Below are 19,888 nucleotides of genomic sequence, written 5' to 3'. Positions count from 1 at the left end.
CCAAGGCTCGCAGCAAGGGATGACGGTTTCATGAACCACCGTCGCGCACGCGTCAGTGCGCCCATCCGCCGGCCACCCGCAAGGATGGTCGCGGGAGAGTAAGTACGTTTTATGCCTCCAGCGCCCTCCAATCAAGCGCTGGAAGCTATGAAAACTATAGCTTTTGGAACACGTCGCGCGCCACGGCCACGGTGTCGGCGATGTCCTGCTCGGTGTGGGCGGCACTCACAAAGCCGGCTTCGTAGAGCGCCGGGGCAATGTAGACGCCGCCGTCCAGCAGGCCGTGGAACAGCGTGTTGAAGCGCATGCCGTCGGTGTTGAGCACCTCGGGGTAGTTCTGTGGCAGTTGCGGCAGCAGGAAGAAGCCGAACATGCCGCCCTGGGTGTCGCCGCAGAACGGCACACCCGCAGCGCTGGCAGCGCCCGCGAGGCCGTCGATCAGGGCGCGGGTGCGGGCGCCCAGGGCGTCGTAGAAACCGGGCTCGGCGATCTCGCGCAGCGTGGCCAGTCCGCAGGCCGTGGCCACCGGGTTGCCCGACAGCGTGCCCGCCTGGTAGACCGGACCCAGCGGCGCAAGCTGCTCCATCACGGCGCGCGAGCCGCCGAAGGCCGCCAGCGGCATGCCGCCACCGATGACCTTGCCGAGCACGGTGATGTCCGGCTTGAAGCCCGGGATGACCTGGGCGTACAGGCTTTGCGCCCCGCCCAGCGCCACGCGAAAGCCGGTCATGACCTCGTCGATGACCAGCAACGCGCCGTGCTGCGTGCACAGCTCGCGCGCGCGGCGCATGAAGGGCACGCTGGCGCGCACGAAGTTCATGTTGCCGGCAATGGGCTCCATGATCACGCAGGCGACGTCGTGGCCGTGCAGCGTGAAGGCCTCCTCCAGTTGGGCCACGTCGTTGTATTCCAGCACCAGGGTGTGCTGCACCACCTCTTGCGGCACGCCGGCGCTGGTGGCGTGGCCGAAGGTGGCCAGGCCCGAGCCGGCCTTGACCAGCAGCGAGTCGGCATGGCCGTGGTAGCAGCCGTTGAACTTGATGATCTTGTTGCGCCGGGTGGCGCCGCGCGCGAGGCGGATGGCGCTCATGCCGGCCTCGGTGCCCGAGCTGACCAGGCGGACCATCTCCATGGAAGGCACGTGGCGGATGATCTCTTCGGCCAGCTCCACTTCACGCTCGGTCGGCGCGCCGAAGCTGAAGCCCTCCAGGGCTGCTTTCTGCACGGCCTCCAGCACGGCCGGGTGGCCATGGCCCAGGATCATGGGTCCCCAGGAGCCGATGTAGTCGATGAAGCGCTGGCCGTTGGCGTCCCACATGTAGGCGCCCTGGGCACGCGTGATGAAGCGGGGCGTGCCGCCCACGGCGCGGAACGCGCGCACCGGCGAATTCACGCCGCCGGGGATGAGCGCCTTGGCGCGTTCGAAAAGGGGGAGATTGAGGTCAGTGTTGTGTGTCATGGGGTGGCAAATCGAAGCCCTCCACGACCGCGGAGGGAGATACGTCGTCGTCGGTGTCCTCGTCGTCGGGCTGCGCCCAGAACATGCGGTCGGGCAGCACATGGCCCATGCCGGGGCGGAATCCGTGCTGCAGGCAGCCGTCCAGGTAAGTGAGCGCTTCGCTCGTGGCCTCGCCCAGGTCGCTGCCGGTGGCAATGAGCGCCGCCAGGGTGGCCGACAGGGTGTCGCCCGCTCCGATGAAAGTCACTTCAAAGCGTTCGAAGCGCCCGCTGCCCAGCACCGTTTGCGGTGAGGCGAGCACATTGTCGATATGCCGCTCCGCCGCGGGAATGCCGGTCACCAATAGATAGGGCACGCCTATCTCCGCGACTGCCATGGCCAGGTCGCGTGCCGAGGGTGGGCGCTCACTGCCCCAGTCCGGCAGCAGCCAGCGCCACAGGGTGCTGTGGTTTCCAACCAACACCGATGTCTGCGGCAGCAACAGCTCGCGGAAGGCGTCGTGGTACTGGTCGATGAGGTCGTCCTGCCACCACGACAGGTCCGGCATGAAGGCGATGACGGGCACGTCCGCATAGTCGGCGGCGATCTCGGAGATGGCGCTCAGGTTCTCGGGGCTCCCCACGAAGCCCACCTTGATCGCGTGCAGCGGCATGTCTTCCAGCACGGCACGGGCCTGCTCAGCGACCGTCTCGTCTTCGAAGGCGTAATGGTCGAATATCTCGGCGCTGTCACGCACATAGGTCCCGGTCACCACCGGCGCGACATGCCCCCCGACCGAGGACACCGCCGAAATATCGGCCGCCAATCCTCCCGCGCCGCTGGGGTCGTTTGCATTGAAAACCATCACGCAGATGGTGGGGGCGGTGGATTCGCTGTCATCCGCAGTCAAGCTTGGGCTGTCGGGTGCTGAAGGGGTATTCGATTGCATGGGTGGGTGCCAGCGTAACCGGTGGCACGAAAGCTGCATCCGGCGGTGATGACTAGATACAATCGTTGCATTCTATGTGAAGGCCCCTTAAGCTGTGACGGACCCAAAAACTTGGATGTGTTTGATTTGCGGTTGGATATATGACGAAGCTGCGGGCTGCCCAGAGCACGGCATTGCCCCCAACACCCGCTGGGCAGACGTTCCCATGAACTGGACCTGTCCCGAATGCGGCGCCCGCAAGGAAGACTTCGAGATGGTCGAGATTTGAGGCGCGGCTCCTGCCAGCGTTGTTTTTTCGTTCCTCAGGAGCAGTGAGAAATTGGCTACGACGACGACCGGTCCCACCTTCCGTGTCCTGGTGGTGGACGACAGCAATACCATACGGCGCAGCGCCGAAATTTTCCTCAAGCAGGGAGGGCACGAGGTTTTATTGGCCGACGATGGTTTCGATGCCTTGGCCAAAGTCAATGATTACCAGCCTCAGCTGATTTTCTGCGACATCCTCATGCCCAAGCTGGATGGTTATCAGACCTGCGCCATCATCAAACGCAACGCGCGTTTTGCTGATACGCCCGTGGTAATGCTTTCATCCAAGGACGGGGTTTTCGATAAGGCGCGCGGCCGCATGGTCGGTTGCCAGGAATATCTGACCAAACCATTTACCAAAGACCAGTTGCTGCAGGCTGTGCAGCAATTTGGAAATGCCCAATAAGGAGTTTTGTAATGCCGATTCAGAAAGTTTTGGTCGTGGACGACTCGAAGACCGAGTTGATGTTTCTGACCGACTTGCTGCAGAAAAAGGGCATGCAAGTGCGTACCGCCGAGAATGCCGAAGAGGCATTTCGCCGTCTGGCCGAGGAAAAGCCGGACCTGATCCTGATGGACGTGGTCATGCCCGGCCAAAACGGTTTCCAACTGACCCGTGCCATTACCCGCGATCCGCAGTATGCGGATGTGCCCATCATCATGTGCACGAGCAAGAACCAGGAAACCGATCGCGTGTGGGGCATGCGCCAGGGCGCGCGCGGCTACATCACCAAGCCAGTCGATCCTGCAGAACTGCAGGCCAAGATCGACGCGCTGAACTGAGGCCGGCTGCATACCCATGGCTAACCGCGAAGCCCTGAAAGAGCTACAGACACGACTTGCCGCCCGGCTGCAGGCTGCCAGAGGCGAGGGTGTGTCCGTGTCGTCCTGGTTGGCCGTGGAGTCTGCCGGACGCTATTTCCTTCTCCCCCTTGGACAGTCGGGGGAGATCTTCCCCTGGGGCGGGGTGCAGCCCGTTCCGTATACCCAACCGTGGTTCCTGGGCGTGGCCAACCTGCGTGGCGCGCTCACCGGCGTGGTGGATCTGGCGGGCCTCCTTGGCGCCGCGCAGATGCGCACGGAGCAGGCCTTGGCAGAATCCAGCCTGCTGGCCTTCAATGGTGCGCTGGACGTGAATGCCGCCTTGCTCGTGGACCGGCTGTCCGGCCTGCGGGGAATGGAGGCCTTCGTCGCCTCCGAGCCGCCGGAGGCCGATGCGCCCCCCTATTTCGGCACCACCTATCTTGATGCACAGGGCACGCGTTGGCAGGAATTGAACCTGCACGCCCTTTCCCAGCATCCCGCTTTTCTCAGCATCAGCGCTTGATTATTTCTGTAAGGCAGCACCATGTCCGTCGTCAATCCATTTGGAAAATTGTTTAACCGCAAGCCCGCCGACCCGGATGCTGAGCTGAACCCCGCTGACTTGGCGCAGGACCCGGCGGGCGGCCTGCTTGCCGATGCGTACCAGACCGATGGCATGGCTAGCGTGCAGGGCGATCCGGGCGATGCGGCGCAGTACCCCGAAGGGGAGTTTGCGGATGAAGACTTGGTCTCGCTGCCTCTGCTGGGCCGCGCAACCACTGCCGTCCACCAGCGCCGCCTGCTGATGCTGCTGGGTGTTGGCTTGGTGGTGCTCGCCTTGATTGCCGGTTGGGTTCTGCAGCAAGCCAACCGCTCGGCGCAGCAGCTCACGGCGACCGGCCAGTCGCTGATGCAGTCGCAGCGGCTTGCAAAGTCCGTGTCGCAGGCCTTGGTGGGCAGCCCCCAGGCCTTCCCCGACGTGGTGGAGAGCTCGGGCGTGCTGGCGCGCAACGTGCGCGCACTCAACGGCGGCGACAACGAACTGGATGTGCAGGCACTGGGCGAGCCTTTCCGCCCCGAACTGGATGCCATCACGCCGCTGGTGGAGCGTGCCGAGCGCAACGCGGGCGTGGTGATGGGTCAGCAAAAGATCCTGACGCAGGTGGGCGACGCTCTGCGTACCATCAACCGCCAGTCCTCGGACCTGCTGGAGATCGCGGAGACGGTCTCGTCCCTGAAACTTCAGCAAAATGCGCCGGCCTCCGAGATTTCTGCCGCAGGCCAGCTGGTGATGTTGACCCAGCGTATCGGCAAGTCGGCTAACGAGTTCCAAACGACGGAGGGCGTGAGCCCCGAGGCGGTGTTCCTGCTGGGCAAGGACTTGAACTCCTTCAAGGAAATCGCACAGGGCATGCTGGACGGTAGCGCCGACCTCCGCCTGGCTGCCACCCGCGATGCCCAAACCCGCGAGCAACTGGAGTCGCTCATCAAGCTGTATGAGCAGACGCGTACGCAAGCCGGCGCCATCCTGGGCAACCTCCAGGGTCTGGTGTCCGCACGTGAGGCGCAATCGGCCATCCTGGCAGACAGCGAACCGCTGCGCCGTCAACTGGAAGGCCTGCAGAGCAAGCTGTCGGCACAATCGGGCATGGGTGCGGGCCAGTTCGCCGCGCTCGCCGTGGCCGGTATCTTCGTGCTGCTGTGCGGCGTGGGTATTTCGCGCGTGCAGCTGCTGGACAGCCGCAGCCGCCAAGCCACGGCCGAAGCGCAGCAGCGTGATGCCAAGCGCCAGGAACAGGAAGCCAAGCGCATCAACGACGCCAATCAGGCGGCCATTCTGCGACTGATGAACGAACTGCAATCGGTCGCTGAAGGGGACCTGACGCAGGAAGCCACCGTGACGGAGGACATCACGGGCGCCATCGCCGACTCGGTGAACTACACGGTGGAAGAGCTCCGCCAGCTGGTGGGCAACGTGCAGAACACTGCGGCCCGGATGGCCCAGACCACCGCGCAGGTGGACAGCACCTCTACGGAACTGCTGGCGGCTTCGACCGAGCAGCTGCGTGAAATCCGTGAAACGGGCCGTTCGGTGCTCGAGATGGCAACGCGTATTAACGACGTGTCTTCGCAAGCGCAGGAATCCGCCTCGGTGGCCCGTCAGTCGCTGCAGGCCGCCGACCAGGGTCTGCAGGCCGTGCAAAACGCCATCGGCGGTATGAACGCCATCCGCGACCAGATCCAGGATACGTCCAAACGCATCAAGCGCCTGGGCGAGTCATCCCAGGAGATTGGCGAAATCACCGAGCTGATCTCGGACATTACCGAGCAGACCAACGTGCTGGCTCTGAACGCGGCCATCCAGGCTGCCTCCGCCGGTGAAGCCGGTCGCGGCTTCTCGGTGGTGGCGGAAGAAGTGCAGCGTCTCGCGGAGCGCTCCGCAGACGCCACGCGCCAGATCTCGGCGCTCGTGAAGGCCATTCAGACCGACACCCAGGACGCGGTGGCCGCTATGGAGCGTTCCACCCAGGGCGTGGTGGAGGGAGCGCGTCTGTCGGACAGCGCAGGAACGGCGCTTTCGGAGATTGACCGCGTGTCGCGGCGCCTGGCCGAGCTGATTGAGCAGATCTCATCGTCAGCCTCCCGCGAAGCGGACCTCGCCAACGGCGTGGCAGACAACATCCAGCATATTTTTGCGGTGACGGAGCAGACCGGAGAAGGTACCCGTACGACTGCGCAGCAGGTGCGTGAACTGTCTCACGTGGCCGAGGAACTGCGCCAGTCGGTGGCGCGATTCAAGATTGCCTGACGTCTTCCATTAACGAACTTGCTCCGGATCAGCCGGGGACGAATCCATGTCATCTGTTGACGCCGCAAACGCACAGGGCGCCGATTGGGCCCAGGGCGAGCAGGATCTTGGGCCGCTCGCATGGGTGCTCGATGAACTGCGCAAATCCTTGGATGGTGCCGTCAAGGCCATGCGCCGTTTCGTGCGCGATGCCGAGATAGCGCGGGAGTCCGATCTCGCCTCACTGGACGCGGGGCCCTTGCGCATCGCACGCCAGCAACTCCACCAGGCCAGCGGCGCGCTGGAGATGGTGGGCATGGCGCCTCCGGCACTGGTGTTGCGCGCCATGGAAACGGCGGTCCAGCGGTTCGTTCAGCGGCCGGAGACCTGCAGCGATGATGCAGCGGCGGTCATCGAGCGCGCCAGCTTTGCCTTGATCGAATATCTGGAGCATGTGCTCGCAGGCAAGTCCGTATCGCCGGTGGCGCTGTTTCCCCAGTACCGCGAGGCGCAGACGCTAGCGGGGGGTGAGCGGGTGCATCCAGCGGACTTGTGGCCCGTGGAGCGGCGTTTCCATGATCCTGACGTGCCGGTTGCCGCTGCGCCGCTGCCGTATGGATCGGAAGCGCGTGCGCGACTGGACAGCGCGGTACTGCGGCTGGTGAAGAATGCGGACCCGGGCGCCGCTGCAGACATGCAGACAACCTGCCTGGGCTTCGCCGCGGCGCAGACCGACCGCCAGGCCCGCGCTTTCTGGAAGATCTGCGCAGGCTTTTTCGAGGCCCTGGCGCAGCAGGCACTCAATCCGGACCTGTATGCCAAGCGCGTCGCTTCGCGCGTGCTGATGCAATACGCCACCTTGGCCAAGGGGGACACGGCGATCAGCGACCGTCTGGTGCAGGATCTTCTGTTCTTCTGCGCCCAGGCCGTGGTGCCTGCGACGGCGGAAGCAGCTTCCCGCATGCCGGTACTGACGGCCGTACGGCGCGCGTTTGATTTGAATCGCTACCAGCCGGTGGACTATGACCAGCCGCGCTTCGGTCTTTTCGACCCTGCCATTCTTGCGCAGGCGCGCAAGCGCATTGCCGCGGCCACGGAAACCTGGTCCGCACTTGCGGGTGGAGACCGCAACAAGCTCAAACCGGCAGCGGACCAGTTCAGCCTGGTGTGTGATTCATTGCGCAAACTGCACCCGGACAGCGAAAGCCTGGCACTGGCCCTGACGCGTGCCTTGGAGGCCACCACACGGTCGGGCGAGCCTCCTTCGGCAGCGCTGGCCATGGAAGTGGCCACCTCTGTGCTGTATCTGCAGGCGTCCTTCGAGGAACTGGATGCCGCTCAGCAGTACATGGCGGAGCGAGCTGCGCGGCTGTCCGAGCGACTGGACAGCGTGGTTGCCGGCGGGGAATCGCAACCTCTTGAACCCTGGATGGAAGAGCTGTATCGCCGCGTCAGCGACCACCAGACCATGGGTAGCGTGGTCGGTGAACTGCGGGCGACTCTAGCAGAGGCAGAGAAGTCCATGGACCAGTTCTTCCGCAGCCCGGAAGACATGACCCTGCTTGCCTCCGTGCCTGGCAGCCTGCAGCAGATGCGCGGCGTGCTGTCCGTGCTGGGACTGGATCAGGCCTCCTTGGCCGTGGTGCGTATGCGCGACACGGTCGAGCGCATGCTGACCAACGACCTGCCCGAGGAAGAGCGCCCGCAGGTTTTCGAGAAACTGGGCAACAGCCTGGGAGCGCTGGGTTTTCTCATCGACATGCTGAGCTACCAGCGTGCCATGGCGCGCAAGCTCTTCGTTTACGACGAAGAGCTGGGCGAGTTGCGTGTCCTCATGGGGCGGGCGCGTGCGCAACTGCCTCATCCGGGCGCGCATGATCAGGAAGCGCCTGCCGTACCCGCGTTGGAGCTCCCATTCCCCGACGCACCCGAACCCGCGGCTGCGGCTGTGGTCGAGAGCGCCACGCCGTCTGCACTGGCGGACATTGATTTTTCGCTGCTTGACGTGGACGCGGCGACGTCGGAAGGCGCCGTTTCGGCGGTGGCCGCTCCGGAAGAGCCCGCGCTTCCAGTGGTTCCTTCGAGCAACGTCGCTGCCGCAGCCCTGCCGGAGGACGATGGCGAGGATGAACTGCTCGACATCTTCCTGGAAGAGGCGCGCGAAGTTGTCGCCACCGGCTTGTCGGCCATTGACGCGCTGCGTGCTGCACCGGGTGACCTGAGCGAGCAGACCACGCTGCGGCGGGCCTTCCATACCCTCAAGGGTAGCTCGCGCATGGTGGGACTGAACGAATTTGGTGAAGCCGCGTGGTCCATGGAGCAGACGCTCAATGCCTGGCTGGCCGAGCAAAAACCCATCAAGGAAGCGCTGCTGCAACTCTCCTCCGAGGCGTTGGGCGCCTTTGGTCGATGGGCCGATGACATCGCAGCAGGAGCTGCCGACCCGTGGAAGGCCGAAGCCTTCCGGGTTGCGGCGGATGCGATGCGCACGGATGGCACGTTGCTGCCACTGGGCGTGCCCTCCCCCGATTCCGCGGACACCACTGCGGCCTTGGCGCCGCAAGTGCCCGCAGAACCGCTGCTGCCTGACGAGCCCGTGTTGTCGGTGCCAGACCTTCCGGAGCCCGCGGCCGAACCACAAGCATTTGCCATTGAACCGCCTGCACCGCTCGAAGCGGTTGACGCCCACGCCAACGCTGCCGCGCTGGAGTTTGATCTGGTGCTGCCGGATGTCGACGTGCCGTCTCAGGACGCGACGGCGGGCCATGAGGAAGTGGGCGGCGACTTTGTCGACACCTTCATCGATGTGGATGAGGCCGACCAGGCCGTGTTGCCGGTGGAGGAGGTGCCCGCAGCTCCCGAGACGGTGACGGAGGAGGTGGATTTCTCGCTGTTCGAGGCTGCGCTGCAAGCCACCGATGCGCCAGCACAGGAGGTCGGCGAACCCGCTTCAACAGTAGCGGCTGACACGGTGGCGGAGCCGGCGGATAACGCATCCGCGGTGCGGCAGGACGAGACATTCTTTATCGGCACGGATGGCGTCCAACCCGAGTTCATCCTGGACGAGGAGCCAGCGGCGGACGTACCGTCTGCGCAAGCCGCCGAAACCGTGGCTGGGACGGACGGTCCGGTGGAGGAAGCGGTCGACGAAGCGGTCAAGGTCATCGAGCACCTGCGCATCGGCATACCGTTATACAACGTGTACCTCAACGAGGCCGATGAATGGTCGCGCCGCCTCGTGACTGCGTTGCAGGAATGGTCGCTGGAATTGCACCAGCCGCTGCCGGACAGCGCGGTGGCGTTGGCGCACTCGCTGGCAGGCAGCTCTGCCACTGTCGGGTTCTCGGCACTGTCCAATCTTGCGCGTACCCTGGAACATACGCTGCAGCATGTTCAACTGCTCCAGCAGGGTCTCCCCGAGCATGCGCAGGCATTCAACGCCGCTGCCGAGGACATCCGGAGGCTGCTGCACCAATTCGCCGCAGGCTTCCTGAAGGAGCCCAGCGCCTCGGTGCTGGAACAGCTCAACGAGATCCTGCAGACCGAAGTGATCAGCGGCATGGTGTCGCTGGAAGACCGTGCTTTCGCCGAGGCAGAGGCACAGGCATTTGAGACGCCGGAGCCGGCGCCGGCAACGCCTCAGGGCACCGCGCATGCGACGGCCGTCGACGAGCCGACTGCCCCATCGCCCGTGGTGGCGCCTACGCTCTCCGTAGGCCACGACCGCGTGATTGGCGATACTGTCGCGCCTGCCGTGCCGACCACCGTCGATATCGATGACGACATCGATGCGCTGGACAACATCGACCCCGATCTGTTCCCCATTTTCGAGGAAGAAGCGGTTGAACTGCTGCCCACGCTGGGTGGGGCGTTGCGCCAGTGGTCGTCGCGGCCGGAGAACCTGGGCGCACGCAGCGAACTGCTGCGCGCCCTGCACACCCTCAAGGGCAGTGCGCGCCTGGCAGGCGCGATGCGGCTTGGCGAAATGGCGCACCGCATGGAAACGGCCGTGGAGCAGATCGACACGGAAACCGTGGCGGCCGCAGACATTGAGCCCTTGCTGGTCAACTTCGACGCTTTGCAGGCGAGTTTCGACGCGCTGCGCGCAACTGGAGCGGAGCCGGCGGTACCGGCCGCTGAGCATGGACAGGACGCACAGGTGGTCCAATCCGCTCCCGCGCCAGGGCTTTCCCAGCCGCTCGCTCCGCCCGTTGCGTTGCGTGCGCCGTTGGGTGCAGCCCCTGCGCCGGCCCCCCTGCGTGCGGCAGGTGGGCATTCCGTGCGCGTACGTTCGCAACTGCTCGACCGGCTGGTGAACCAGGCGGGCGAAGTGATGATCGCGCGTTCGCGGCTGGACGTGCGTATGTCGCAACTGCGCAGTTCGCTGACCGATTTGTCGGGCAACCTGGAGCGCCTGCGCCAGCAGTTGCGTGACATCGAGGTACAGGCGGAATCGCAGATGCAGTCCCGCTTGGCCCTGTCCAAGGACATGGCGGCGGGCTTCGACCCGCTGGAATTCGACCGCTTCACCCGCGTTCAGGAACTGACGCGCATGATGGCGGAGTCGGTCAACGACGTGGCCACCGTGCAGCGCAACATGCAACGTGCGATGGAAGACGCCGAAGACGATCTGATCGCCCAGGGCCGCCAGGCACGTGAGTTGCAGCGCGACCTGCTGCGCACGCGCATGGTGGAGTTCGAGGGCATCTCGGAACGCCTCTATGCGGTGGTGCGCCAGGCATCCAAGGAAACCGGCAAGCAGATCAAGCTGGACATTTCGGGCGGTTCCATCGAAATGGACCGCGGCGTGCTGGACCGCATGACCCCTGCGTTCGAACACCTGCTGCGCAACTGCGTGGGGCACGGCATCGAGGAACCCGAGATGCGTGCCGCTGCCGGCAAGGCTCCTGTGGGTTCGATCTCCATCGACTTGCGGCACGAGGGCAACGACGTGTCGGTGGCGTTTCGCGACGACGGGGCAGGCCTGAACATCGCCCGCATCCGGGACAAGGCCGTGGCGCAAGGGTTGATTGCCCCCGATGCGCAGCTGAGCGATGGCGAGGCGGCAAACCTGATCTTCATGCCGGGCTTCTCCACGGCGTCGGAGATCACGGGCCTTTCTGGCCGTGGTATCGGCATGGACGTGGTGCGCTCGGAGGTGAATGCCTTGGGTGGCCGCATCGAGACCTCCACCGAGGCGGGCAAGGGAACGTCCTTCCGCATGGTGCTGCCGCTCACGACAGCGGTGACCCAGGTGGTGATGCTGCGCGCGGGCAACCTGACCATCGGCGTGCCAGCCAACCTGGTGGAGATCGTGCGCCGCAGTTCCGGCACGGAGCTCGACGCTGCCTATGCCAGCCATACCTTCTCGGATGGCCTGGAGGATCTGCCCTTCTACTGGGCGGGTGCATTGCTCCAATCGTCCTCGCGCAGCACGGAGGTCACGGGCAAGAGCCGCCCCGTGGTGATCCTGCGCAGCGCGTCGCAGCGCGTCGCGATGCACGTGGACGAAGTGCTGGGCAACCAGGAAGTCGTGGTGAAGAACTTGGGGCCGCAGCTGTCGCGTCTGCCAGGCCTCGCGGGCATGTCCGTGCTGGCTTCGGGCACCGTGGTGCTGATCTACAACCCGGTGGCGCTGGCCACGGTGTACGGCGACCAGGTGCGCGCGGCCACGCACGCACCGGCGGTGGACCAAGCCGGCGCGGTGGTGGCCGCCGAGGGCGGCACGCCCGCCGCTTCGCTGCTGGTGCCGGTGCAGCAGGTGCCGTTGATCCTGGTGGTGGACGACTCGATCACCGTGCGCCGCGTCACGCAGCGCCTGCTGCAGCGCGAAGGCTACCGAGTGGCCCTGGCGGCCGACGGCCTGCAGGCGCTGGAGCGCCTGCAGGAAGAGCGCCCCGCGGTCGTGTTGTCCGACATCGAGATGCCGCGCATGGACGGTTTTGACCTCGCACGCAACATCCGCTCCGACGCTGCGCTGCAGGACCTGCCGATCATCATGATCACTTCGCGCATTGCGCAGAAGCACCGCGACCATGCGATGGAACTCGGCGTGAACCACTACCTGGGCAAGCCCTACTCCGACGAGGAACTGATGAGCCTGGTGCGCCACTACGCCAGCCTGAACACGGAGGCAGCAACCGTCTGACGGCGACGCAGTCCGGCGTCACGCAGGCCCGGCTGGCTGCACGCCTGCCGGGCCTTGTCTTTTGTGCGCCGGGGCGATGCCCTCGGATAACGGGCCGATGCGGTGGTTGGCCGTAAAATTGCCGCATGCCTGCCGATACCGCGCCCATGAATCTGACGCACCACTTCCTGATCGCCATGCCGGGCGTGGAAGATGCCTCTTTTTCGCGCAGTGTGGTGTATTTGTGCGAGCACAGCGAGCGCGGCGCGCTGGGGTTGATCATCAACAAACCCACGCCTATCAGCCTGGAAGGGCTGTTCGAGAAGGTGGACCTGTCCCTCGGGCGAGAGGATCTCACGCTGCAGCCGGTATTCCAGGGCGGCCCGGTACAGACCGAGCGCGGCTTCGTGCTGCACGAGGCCATGCGCGGCCCGCAAGAGAGCGAGGACGAGTCGCCCTACGCCTCCACGATGACCATCCCCGGCGGGCTGGAAATGACCACTTCCAAGGATGTGCTGGAGGCGCTGGCCCATGGGGCGGGCCCACGGCGCGTCCTCGTGACGCTGGGCTACTCGGCCTGGGGCGAAGGTCAACTGGAGTCCGAATTGGCCGAAAACAGCTGGCTCACCGTGGGTGCGGACGTGTCGGTCATCTTCGAAACGCCTGTGCAAGAGCGCTATAACCGTGCACTGGGGTTGCTGGGCCTGCAGTCGTGGATGCTGTCGCCCGAAGCGGGGCATGCATGAGCGGCCAGCCTGCTCCAGCCGTCGTCCCCGCGCATTTCCAATCCTTTCTGGCTTTCGATTACGGGCTCAAGCGCACCGGCGTCGCCGTGGGTACGCGCATGCTGCGCAGCGCCACGCCCCAGGGCACGATCCGCGCAGAGGGCGATGCCCGCTTCGCCCAGGTGGCCGAGCGCATCCGCGAGTGGCAGCCCGATGCCCTGGTGGTGGGCGTGCCGCTGCATCCCGACGGGGCTGCCCATGAGAACACCGCCCGTGCGCTCAAGTTCGCGCGCCAGCTGCGCGGGCGCTTCGGCCTGCCGGTCTTCGAGGTGGACGAGCGCTACAGCACCACCGAGGCCCTTTCTGCGGGCGCGGCTGATGCCGACGCCGCGTCGGCCTGCATCATCCTGGAACAGTTTTTGAGGAACCTGCCATGAGTTCTGCTACGACCCCGCCGGGTGCCACGCGCCCGGGCCATCTCACGCTGGATGCCGAGGCGCTGTACGCCGAGCTGCTGCGCGGCGTGCGCATGCTGCGCGAATCTGACACTTACTTGGCGGGCATCGCCTCGGGCGGTGCTTGGCTGGCCGAGCGTCTGCAAAAGGACCTGGGCTTGCCGGGCCAGGCCGGGGTGCTGTCGTCCGCCATGCACCGCGACGATTTCTCCCAGCGGGGCCTGGCCTCCAGCGCGCAGACCACGCTGCCGTTCGACGTGAATGGTGCGGACATCCTGGTGCTGGACGATGTGCTCTACACCGGCCGCACCATCCGCGCCGTACTCAATGAGCTGTTCGACTACGGCCGCCCGGCGCGCGTGCGCCTGGCGGTGCTGGTGGACCGCGGCGGCCGCGAGCTGCCGGTGGCCGCCGAGTTCGCTGCGGCGCGCGTGGCGCTGCCGCCCACGCAATCGCTGGCACTGGCCCGCAGCGAGGCCGGCGCTTTCCATTTCGACGTCAAAGAGGTCTGACGGTGCTGTACAAGCGCAACCCCCAACTCAACAAGAACGGCGAGCTGATCCACCTGCTGTCGATCGAGGGCCTGCCCAAGGACATCGTCACGCACATCCTGGACACGGCCACCAACTTCGTCAGCGTCCAGGAGCGCGAGGTCAAGAAGGTGCCGCTGCTGCGCGGCAAGAGCGTGTTCAACCTGTTCTTCGAGAACAGCACGCGCACGCGCACCACGTTCGAGATCGCGGCCAAGCGCCTGTCGGCCGACGTGTTCAATCTGGATATCGCGCGCAGCTCCACCGCCAAGGGCGAGACGCTGCTGGACACCATCGACAACCTGAGCGCCATGGCGGCGGACATCTTCGTCGTGCGCCACAGCGAATCGGGCGCGCCCTACCTGATCGCACAGCATGTGGCACCGCACGTGCACGTGGTGAACGCCGGGGACGGCCGGCACTCGCACCCCACGCAGGGGCTGCTGGACATGTACACCATCCGCCATTACAAGAAGGACTTCTCCAACCTCACGGTGGCCATCGTGGGCGACGTGCTGCATTCGCGCGTGGCGCGATCGGACATCCATGCCCTGACCACCCTGGGCGCAGCCGAGGTGCGCGTGGTGGGCCCACGCACGCTGGTGCCTTCCGACATGGCGCAGATGGGCGTGCGGGTGTTCCACAACCTGGAGGAAGGCATCAAAGGCTGCGACGTGGTCATCACACTGCGCCTGCAGAACGAGCGCATGAGCGGTGCGCTGCTGCCTTCCAGCCAAGAGTACTTCAAGAGCTTCGGACTCACGCCCGAGAAGCTGCGGCTGGCCAAACCCGATGCCATCGTCATGCACCCGGGCCCCATCAACCGCGGCGTGGAGATCGACTCCGCCGTGGTGGACGGTCCGCAGGCCGTGATCCTGCCGCAGGTCACCTTCGGCATCGCGGTGCGCATGGCGGTCATGTCCATCGTGGCAGGGAATGAAGCATGACCTCGCTGAGCCGCTTCGCGCCTTCCCCCCAGGGGGACGCCGCGAACGCGACGGGGCGGCCCTTGCACGGCGGCCCTGACCTGGGTTGCCCCAGTTTCATGGGGTGTGGGTGGCGCACGGCGCCATGGATCACCAGCATGACTTATTTGCTATTGTGTTGATAGCTGCTAGCGCTTGTGGGACGGGCGTTAGCGGCCAATTTGGCTTAGAACCATGAAAATCCTCATCCAGAACGGCCGCGTCATCGACCCCGCCAGCGGCCTCGACAAGGTGTGCAACGTGGCGCTGGCGGCGGGCCGCATCATCGCGGTGGACCGCGAGCCCCAGGGTTTCACGCCCACCCGCGTGATCGATGCCAGCGGCTGCCTGGTGCTGCCGGGTCTGGTGGACCTGGCGGCGCGCCTGCGGGAGCCGGGGCATGAGCATGAGGGCATGCTGGAGTCCGAGATGGCGGCGGCCGTCGCGGGTGGCGTGACCAGCCTGGTCTGCCCGCCCGACACCGACCCGGTGCTCGACGAGCCTGGCCTGGTGCAGATGCTCAAGTTCCGCGCCGAGAAGCTGCACCAGGCGCGGCTGTTCCCCTTGGGCGCAGTCACGCGTGGGCTGGCCGGCGAGGTGCTGACCGAGATGGCCGAGCTGACGGAGTCCGGCTGCGTGGGCTTCAGCCAGGCCGAGGTGCCGCTGACCAGCACCCAGGTGCTGCAGCGCGCGCTGCAGTACGCCGCGACCTACGGGTACACCGTCTGGCTGCGCCCGCAGGAACTGCACCTGGGCAAGGGCGTGGCCGCCAGCGGCCCCCTGGCCACACGGTTGGGCCTGTCGGGCGTGCCCGTGGCGGCGGAGACGATCGCACTGCACACCATCTTCGAGCTGCTCAAAACCACGGGCGCGCGCGTGCACCTGTGCCGCCTGTCCAGCAGCGCGGGCGTGGATCTGGTGCGTCAGGCCAAGGCGGCCGGCCTGCCGGTGAGCTGCGACGTGAGCATCAACTCGCTCATGCTCATCGATGCGGACATCGGCTACTTCGACAGCCGCGCGCGCCTCACGCCGCCGCTGCGCCAGCAGCGCGACCGCGATGCGCTGGCCGCGGCGCTGCTGGATGGCACCATCGACGCGTTGGTGTCCGACCACACGCCGGTGGACGAGGATGCCAAAGCTTTGCCATTTGCCGAGGCCGAGCCCGGCGCGACGGGGCTGGAGTTGCTTCTGTCCGTGGCGCTCAAGTGGTCGCAGGAAGGCGGCGCGCCGCTGCAGCGTGCGCTGGCCGTGGTCACCGCAGAGCCCGCGCGGGTGCTGGGCACGTCGCTGGGCACGCTGCAGGCCAGCGTGGGCCGCATTATCGAAGGCGGGGTGGGCGACCTGTGCGTGCTGGACCCTGCGGCGCATTGGACCGTGCAGGCCGACGCACTGGCCAGCCAGGGCAAGCACACGCCGTTCTCGACCTATGAACTGCCGGGCCGGGTGCGCTACACCCTGGTGGGCGGCCAGGTCGCGTTCGAGCGCGGCTGAGCGACGCCAGCACACGCACATGCTGCGGGGATTACGGGCCTGCTGGCGGGTGTTGCGGCTGGTGCTGCACGCTGCACAGGGGTTGCTGGTGGTGGCGTTGCGCTTTCCCCGCCTATCGGTGGAGCAGCAGCAGGCGCGGGTGCAGGCGTGGGCGCTGGGCCTGCTGGCCTGCGCGGGGGTCACGCTGGAGGTGCGCGGCACCCCGCCGAGCCAGGGGCCGGTGCTGCTGGTGGCCAACCATCTATCCTGGCTCGACATCCCGGTGATGCATGCGGCGCGCTACTGCCGCTTCATCTCCAAGTCCGACGTGCAGGCTTGGCCCATCGTCGGCACGCTCGCCACGGCAGCGGGCACGCTGTACATCGAGCGCGCGTCGCGGCGCGATGCCCTGCGCATGGTGGGCAGCATGCGGGATGCCCTGTTGCGGGGCGAAATACTCGCGGTGTTTCCCGAAGGCACGACCGGCGACGGTCGCACGCTGCTGCCCTTTCACCCCAACCTGCTGCAGGCTGCGCTGCAGGCGGACGTGCCCGTGCAGCCCATCGGCCTGCGCTTCGTGGACCGAGCAAGCGGCCAGACCACCCACGCCCCGAGCTACATCGGCGACGAAACGCTGGTGGGCTCCATCTGGCGCACGCTCACGGCGCCGCCCATCACGGCGGTGGCGCATTTCGGCATGCCCGAGCGTGCGCAGGGGCGCGACCGCCGGGTGTGGGGCCAGGCATTGCATGCCGCAGTGGACGATCTGCGCCAACGCTGAATAGCCTCCTGCTGTCGCCAAAAGTGCACATGTGTGTGCAACGGGGCTGTAACGGTCTGTTTACATCCATCGCATCGACATGCGCCTGCAGTATGGTGCGCCTCTTTGCCAATAACCGAGGGAGGGATGCATGCAACTGATGGAGCGCGTGAAGGGGATTTTGCTCAAGCCCCGCGAGACCTGGGCCGCCATTGATGGAGAGCCTGCCGATACGGCACGCCTGTTCACGGGCTACCTGATGATCCTCGCGGCCATTCCGGCTGTCTGCGGATTCATCGGCATGTCGCTGATCGGCATGGGAGGCTTTGGCTTCAGCATGCGCGTGCCGGTGCTCGCCGGGCTGGCCAACATGGCCGTGTCCTATGTGTTGAGCCTGGTCGGCGTGTATGTGCTGGCCCTGGTCATCAATGCGTTGGCACCCACGTTCGGCGGCACCCAGAACCAGGGACAGGCGCTCAAGGTCGCGGTCTACGCCAGCACGGCCGCCATGCTGGGCGGCGTGTTCAGCCTGTTGCCGGCGCTGGCCATCCTGGGCCTGGTGGCGGCGCTGTATTCGCTGTACCTGCTGTACCTGGGCCTGCCGCTGCTGATGCGCAGCCCGGCTGCGCGCGCCGTGCCCTATACGGCGGTGGTCGTGGTGGTGGCCATCGTGCTGGGCATCGTCATTGCGGCCATCGGTTCGCTGTTCATGCCGCATGGCCCCGCCATGTGGGGCAGTGCGGGCGGCCCGGCCGTGGTCATCGACACGCCGCGTGGGCAGGTCACGCTGGACACCGCCAAGCTGGAAGAGGCCGGCAAGAAGATGGAAGAGGCTGCCCGCCGTATGGAGCAGGCGCACAAGAGCGGCGATACCCAACAGATGACCGAAGCCGCAGGCCAGGCGATGGCGGCGGCCATGGGAGGTGCCAAGCACCAGACGGTGGGGGTCGATGCGCTCAAGGCCGCGCTGCCCGCCAAGCTGGGTTCGCTGGAACGCACCAGCTATGAGGTTCACGACGGCGCTGCCACAGGCCTGCCGACCAGCCAGGCGGAGGCCGAGTACGGCAACGGTGACAAGGTTGTGCGCATTTCGGTCGTGGATGCGGGTGCATTCGGCCAGTTGGCCCAACTGGCAGGCATGGTGCAGGGCGAGCGCGAGAGCGACGGCATCGTGGAAAAGACCTGGCAGGAGAATGGCCGCACGTTGCACCACAGCTACGCCAAGGACGGCAGCCAGGCGGAACTGCGCGCGGTGCTCAAGAACGGCGTGGTGGTCACGGTGGAGGCCGAGAACCTGCCGTTGAAGGACGTACAGGGCTTCATGGGCCAGATCGACCTGGCCACGCTGGAGAACCTGCCGCGCAAGGACAAGTCCTGATCCTGCCGCTCCGCGACGGCAGGGGCGCTTGGGAGGCGCGGTCAGGGTGCGGCGTTCTCCCGTTCGAACGCCACCACGTGGTCGACCTGTGTGCGGATGCCGATCCATTCGCCCATGGCATGGTCATGGTGGCTGGGCACGTGGGCCATCACGGTGAGGCCGTTGGCCAGTTCCAGCGTGTACAGAAATTCCGAGCCGCGAAAGGCCTTGCGCACGATGCGCGCCCGCACGGGTGAGCTGTCGTCATGCACCACGTCGTCGGCACGCAGCAGCACGTCGCATTCGCCGCCGGGGTAGCTTGCCGGCAGCAGGCAGCCGTCGATGTCGGTCAGGTCGCCCAGCGGGGTGCGCGCCACCACATGGCTGCCCTGCTGCACCAGCGTGGCGGGGGCGAACACGCCATGGCCGATGAAGTCGGCCACGAAGCGCGTGGCGGGGCGGTGGTAGAGGGAGTAGGCATCGTCCCACTGGTGCAGGTGGCCGCCCTCCAGCACGCCGATGCGGTCGCCGATGGCGAAGGCCTCCAACTGGTCGTGCGTGACGAACAGTGCCGTGGCGCCGGCGGTCTTGAGGATGCTGCGCACCTCGTGGGCCAGCCGCTCGCGCAAGTCCACATCCAGGTTGGAAAACGGCTCGTCCAGCAGCATCAGCCGCGGGCGCGGTGCCAGCGCGCGCGCCAATGCCACGCGCTGCTGCTGGCCGCCCGAGAGCTCGTGCGGAAAGCGCGCCTCGCTGCCCTCCAGACCCACCAGGGCCAGGGACTCGCGCACGCGTTCGGCCTGCTCCGCGCGGGGGAGTGCGTGGATGCCGAAAGCCACGTTGCGCCCGACGCTGAGGTGCGGAAACAGCGCATAGTCCTGGAACACCATGCCCATGCGCCGCTGCTCGGGGGGCATGCTGCGCCCCGGTGCGCCCACCACCTCGCCCCCCAGGCGGATGGCTCCTTCGGCGACGGGTTCCAGCCCCGCTACCGCGCGCAGCAGGGTGGTCTTGCCGCAGCCCGAGGGGCCGATGAGCACACCGATCTCGCCGGCGGCCAAGCCCAGGGTCACGCCGCGCACGGCGGCTTGCGGGCGGTTGGCGTACCGCACGTCCAATTGAGACACTTCCAGAAACATGGCGTGAGTTTAGGGCGTGTCCTGCCCTGAATGACCCCACGCTGCAGCGCCGTACTGCGCAGGCGTGGCCCCGCG

Annotated in this window: 16 protein-coding genes; 13 read left to right on the top strand and 3 right to left on the bottom strand. The window is 66.3% G+C overall.

Going from position 1 to position 19,888, the window contains the following annotated elements; all coding sequences use genetic code 11:
• Positions 1-154: 154 nt before the first annotated feature.
• Positions 155-1,459, bottom strand: a complete 1,305-nt coding sequence (gene hemL / locus AC1PPL_RS12855; RefSeq protein ID WP_479973448.1) for a glutamate-1-semialdehyde 2,1-aminomutase — start codon at positions 1,457-1,459, stop codon at positions 155-157.
• A complete protein-coding gene (gene thiD, locus AC1PPL_RS12850) occupies positions 1,443-2,387 on the bottom strand; it encodes a bifunctional hydroxymethylpyrimidine kinase/phosphomethylpyrimidine kinase (protein ID WP_015914197.1) in 945 nt (314 codons plus the stop codon). The genes hemL and thiD overlap by 17 nt, the downstream gene beginning before the upstream one ends.
• 115 nt (positions 2,388-2,502) lie before the next feature.
• Here thiD and AC1PPL_RS12845 point away from each other — a divergent pair, with 115 nt between their 5' ends.
• From AC1PPL_RS12845 to AC1PPL_RS12785, 13 genes are all read left to right on the top strand, one after another.
• On the top strand, positions 2,503-2,655 hold the full coding sequence (locus AC1PPL_RS12845; RefSeq protein ID WP_011806676.1) for a rubredoxin: 153 nt from the start codon (positions 2,503-2,505) through the stop codon (positions 2,653-2,655).
• Between the two features lie 51 nt (positions 2,656-2,706).
• Positions 2,707-3,099 carry a response regulator gene (locus AC1PPL_RS12840; RefSeq protein WP_015914196.1) on the top strand — a complete coding sequence of 131 codons (393 nt, stop codon included), beginning with the start codon at positions 2,707-2,709 and terminating at the stop codon, positions 3,097-3,099.
• Between the two features lie 11 nt (positions 3,100-3,110).
• Positions 3,111-3,476, top strand: coding sequence for a response regulator (locus tag AC1PPL_RS12835; protein ID WP_011806674.1), 366 nt, complete (start codon positions 3,111-3,113; stop codon positions 3,474-3,476).
• 16 nt (positions 3,477-3,492) lie between these two features.
• Positions 3,493-4,020, top strand: coding sequence for a chemotaxis protein CheW (locus AC1PPL_RS12830; RefSeq protein WP_011806673.1), 528 nt, complete (start codon positions 3,493-3,495; stop codon positions 4,018-4,020).
• Positions 4,021-4,041: 21 nt separating this feature from the next.
• Positions 4,042-6,306, top strand: coding sequence for a methyl-accepting chemotaxis protein (locus AC1PPL_RS12825; RefSeq protein WP_123676173.1), 2,265 nt, complete (start codon positions 4,042-4,044; stop codon positions 6,304-6,306).
• 46 nt (positions 6,307-6,352) lie between these two features.
• A complete protein-coding gene (locus tag AC1PPL_RS12820; RefSeq protein WP_479973447.1) occupies positions 6,353-12,433 on the top strand; it encodes a hybrid sensor histidine kinase/response regulator in 6,081 nt (2,026 codons plus the stop codon).
• Between the two features lie 125 nt (positions 12,434-12,558).
• Positions 12,559-13,158 carry a YqgE/AlgH family protein gene (locus AC1PPL_RS12815; RefSeq protein WP_479973446.1) on the top strand — a complete coding sequence of 200 codons (600 nt, stop codon included), beginning with the start codon at positions 12,559-12,561 and terminating at the stop codon, positions 13,156-13,158.
• Complete coding sequence (ruvX, locus tag AC1PPL_RS12810) at positions 13,155-13,574, top strand: Holliday junction resolvase RuvX (RefSeq protein WP_015914192.1); 420 nt, start codon at positions 13,155-13,157, stop codon at positions 13,572-13,574. The genes AC1PPL_RS12815 and ruvX overlap by 4 nt, the downstream gene beginning before the upstream one ends.
• Positions 13,571-14,104 carry a bifunctional pyr operon transcriptional regulator/uracil phosphoribosyltransferase PyrR gene (gene pyrR / locus AC1PPL_RS12805; protein ID WP_011806668.1) on the top strand — a complete coding sequence of 178 codons (534 nt, stop codon included), beginning with the start codon at positions 13,571-13,573 and terminating at the stop codon, positions 14,102-14,104. Before ruvX ends, pyrR begins: the two co-directional genes overlap by 4 nt.
• A gap of 2 nt (positions 14,105-14,106) precedes the next feature.
• Entirely contained in the window at positions 14,107-15,069 is a 963-nt protein-coding gene (locus tag AC1PPL_RS12800) for an aspartate carbamoyltransferase catalytic subunit (protein ID WP_011806667.1), read from the top strand.
• Positions 15,070-15,282: 213 nt separating this feature from the next.
• Positions 15,283-16,578: a dihydroorotase gene (locus AC1PPL_RS12795; RefSeq protein WP_479973445.1), complete on the top strand. Its 1,296-nt coding sequence runs from the start codon at positions 15,283-15,285 to the stop codon at positions 16,576-16,578.
• Between the two features lie 19 nt (positions 16,579-16,597).
• Positions 16,598-17,338, top strand: coding sequence for a lysophospholipid acyltransferase family protein (locus AC1PPL_RS12790; RefSeq protein ID WP_015914191.1), 741 nt, complete (start codon positions 16,598-16,600; stop codon positions 17,336-17,338).
• 130 nt (positions 17,339-17,468) lie between these two features.
• Positions 17,469-18,695 (top strand): Yip1 family protein, encoded by a 1,227-nt coding sequence (locus AC1PPL_RS12785; RefSeq protein WP_172208398.1) that lies wholly within the window; start codon positions 17,469-17,471, stop codon positions 18,693-18,695.
• A 41-nt stretch (positions 18,696-18,736) separates the two neighbouring features.
• Here the strand turns inward: AC1PPL_RS12785 and AC1PPL_RS12780 are convergent, their stop codons facing one another.
• Positions 18,737-19,813, bottom strand: coding sequence for an ABC transporter ATP-binding protein (locus AC1PPL_RS12780; protein ID WP_479973444.1), 1,077 nt, complete (start codon positions 19,811-19,813; stop codon positions 18,737-18,739).
• Positions 19,814-19,888: the final 75 nt, after the last annotated feature.

The sequence above is a fragment of the Diaphorobacter sp. B2A2W2 genome, assembly GCF_056730635.1.
This window is presented reverse-complemented; position numbering and strand designations above follow the sequence as displayed.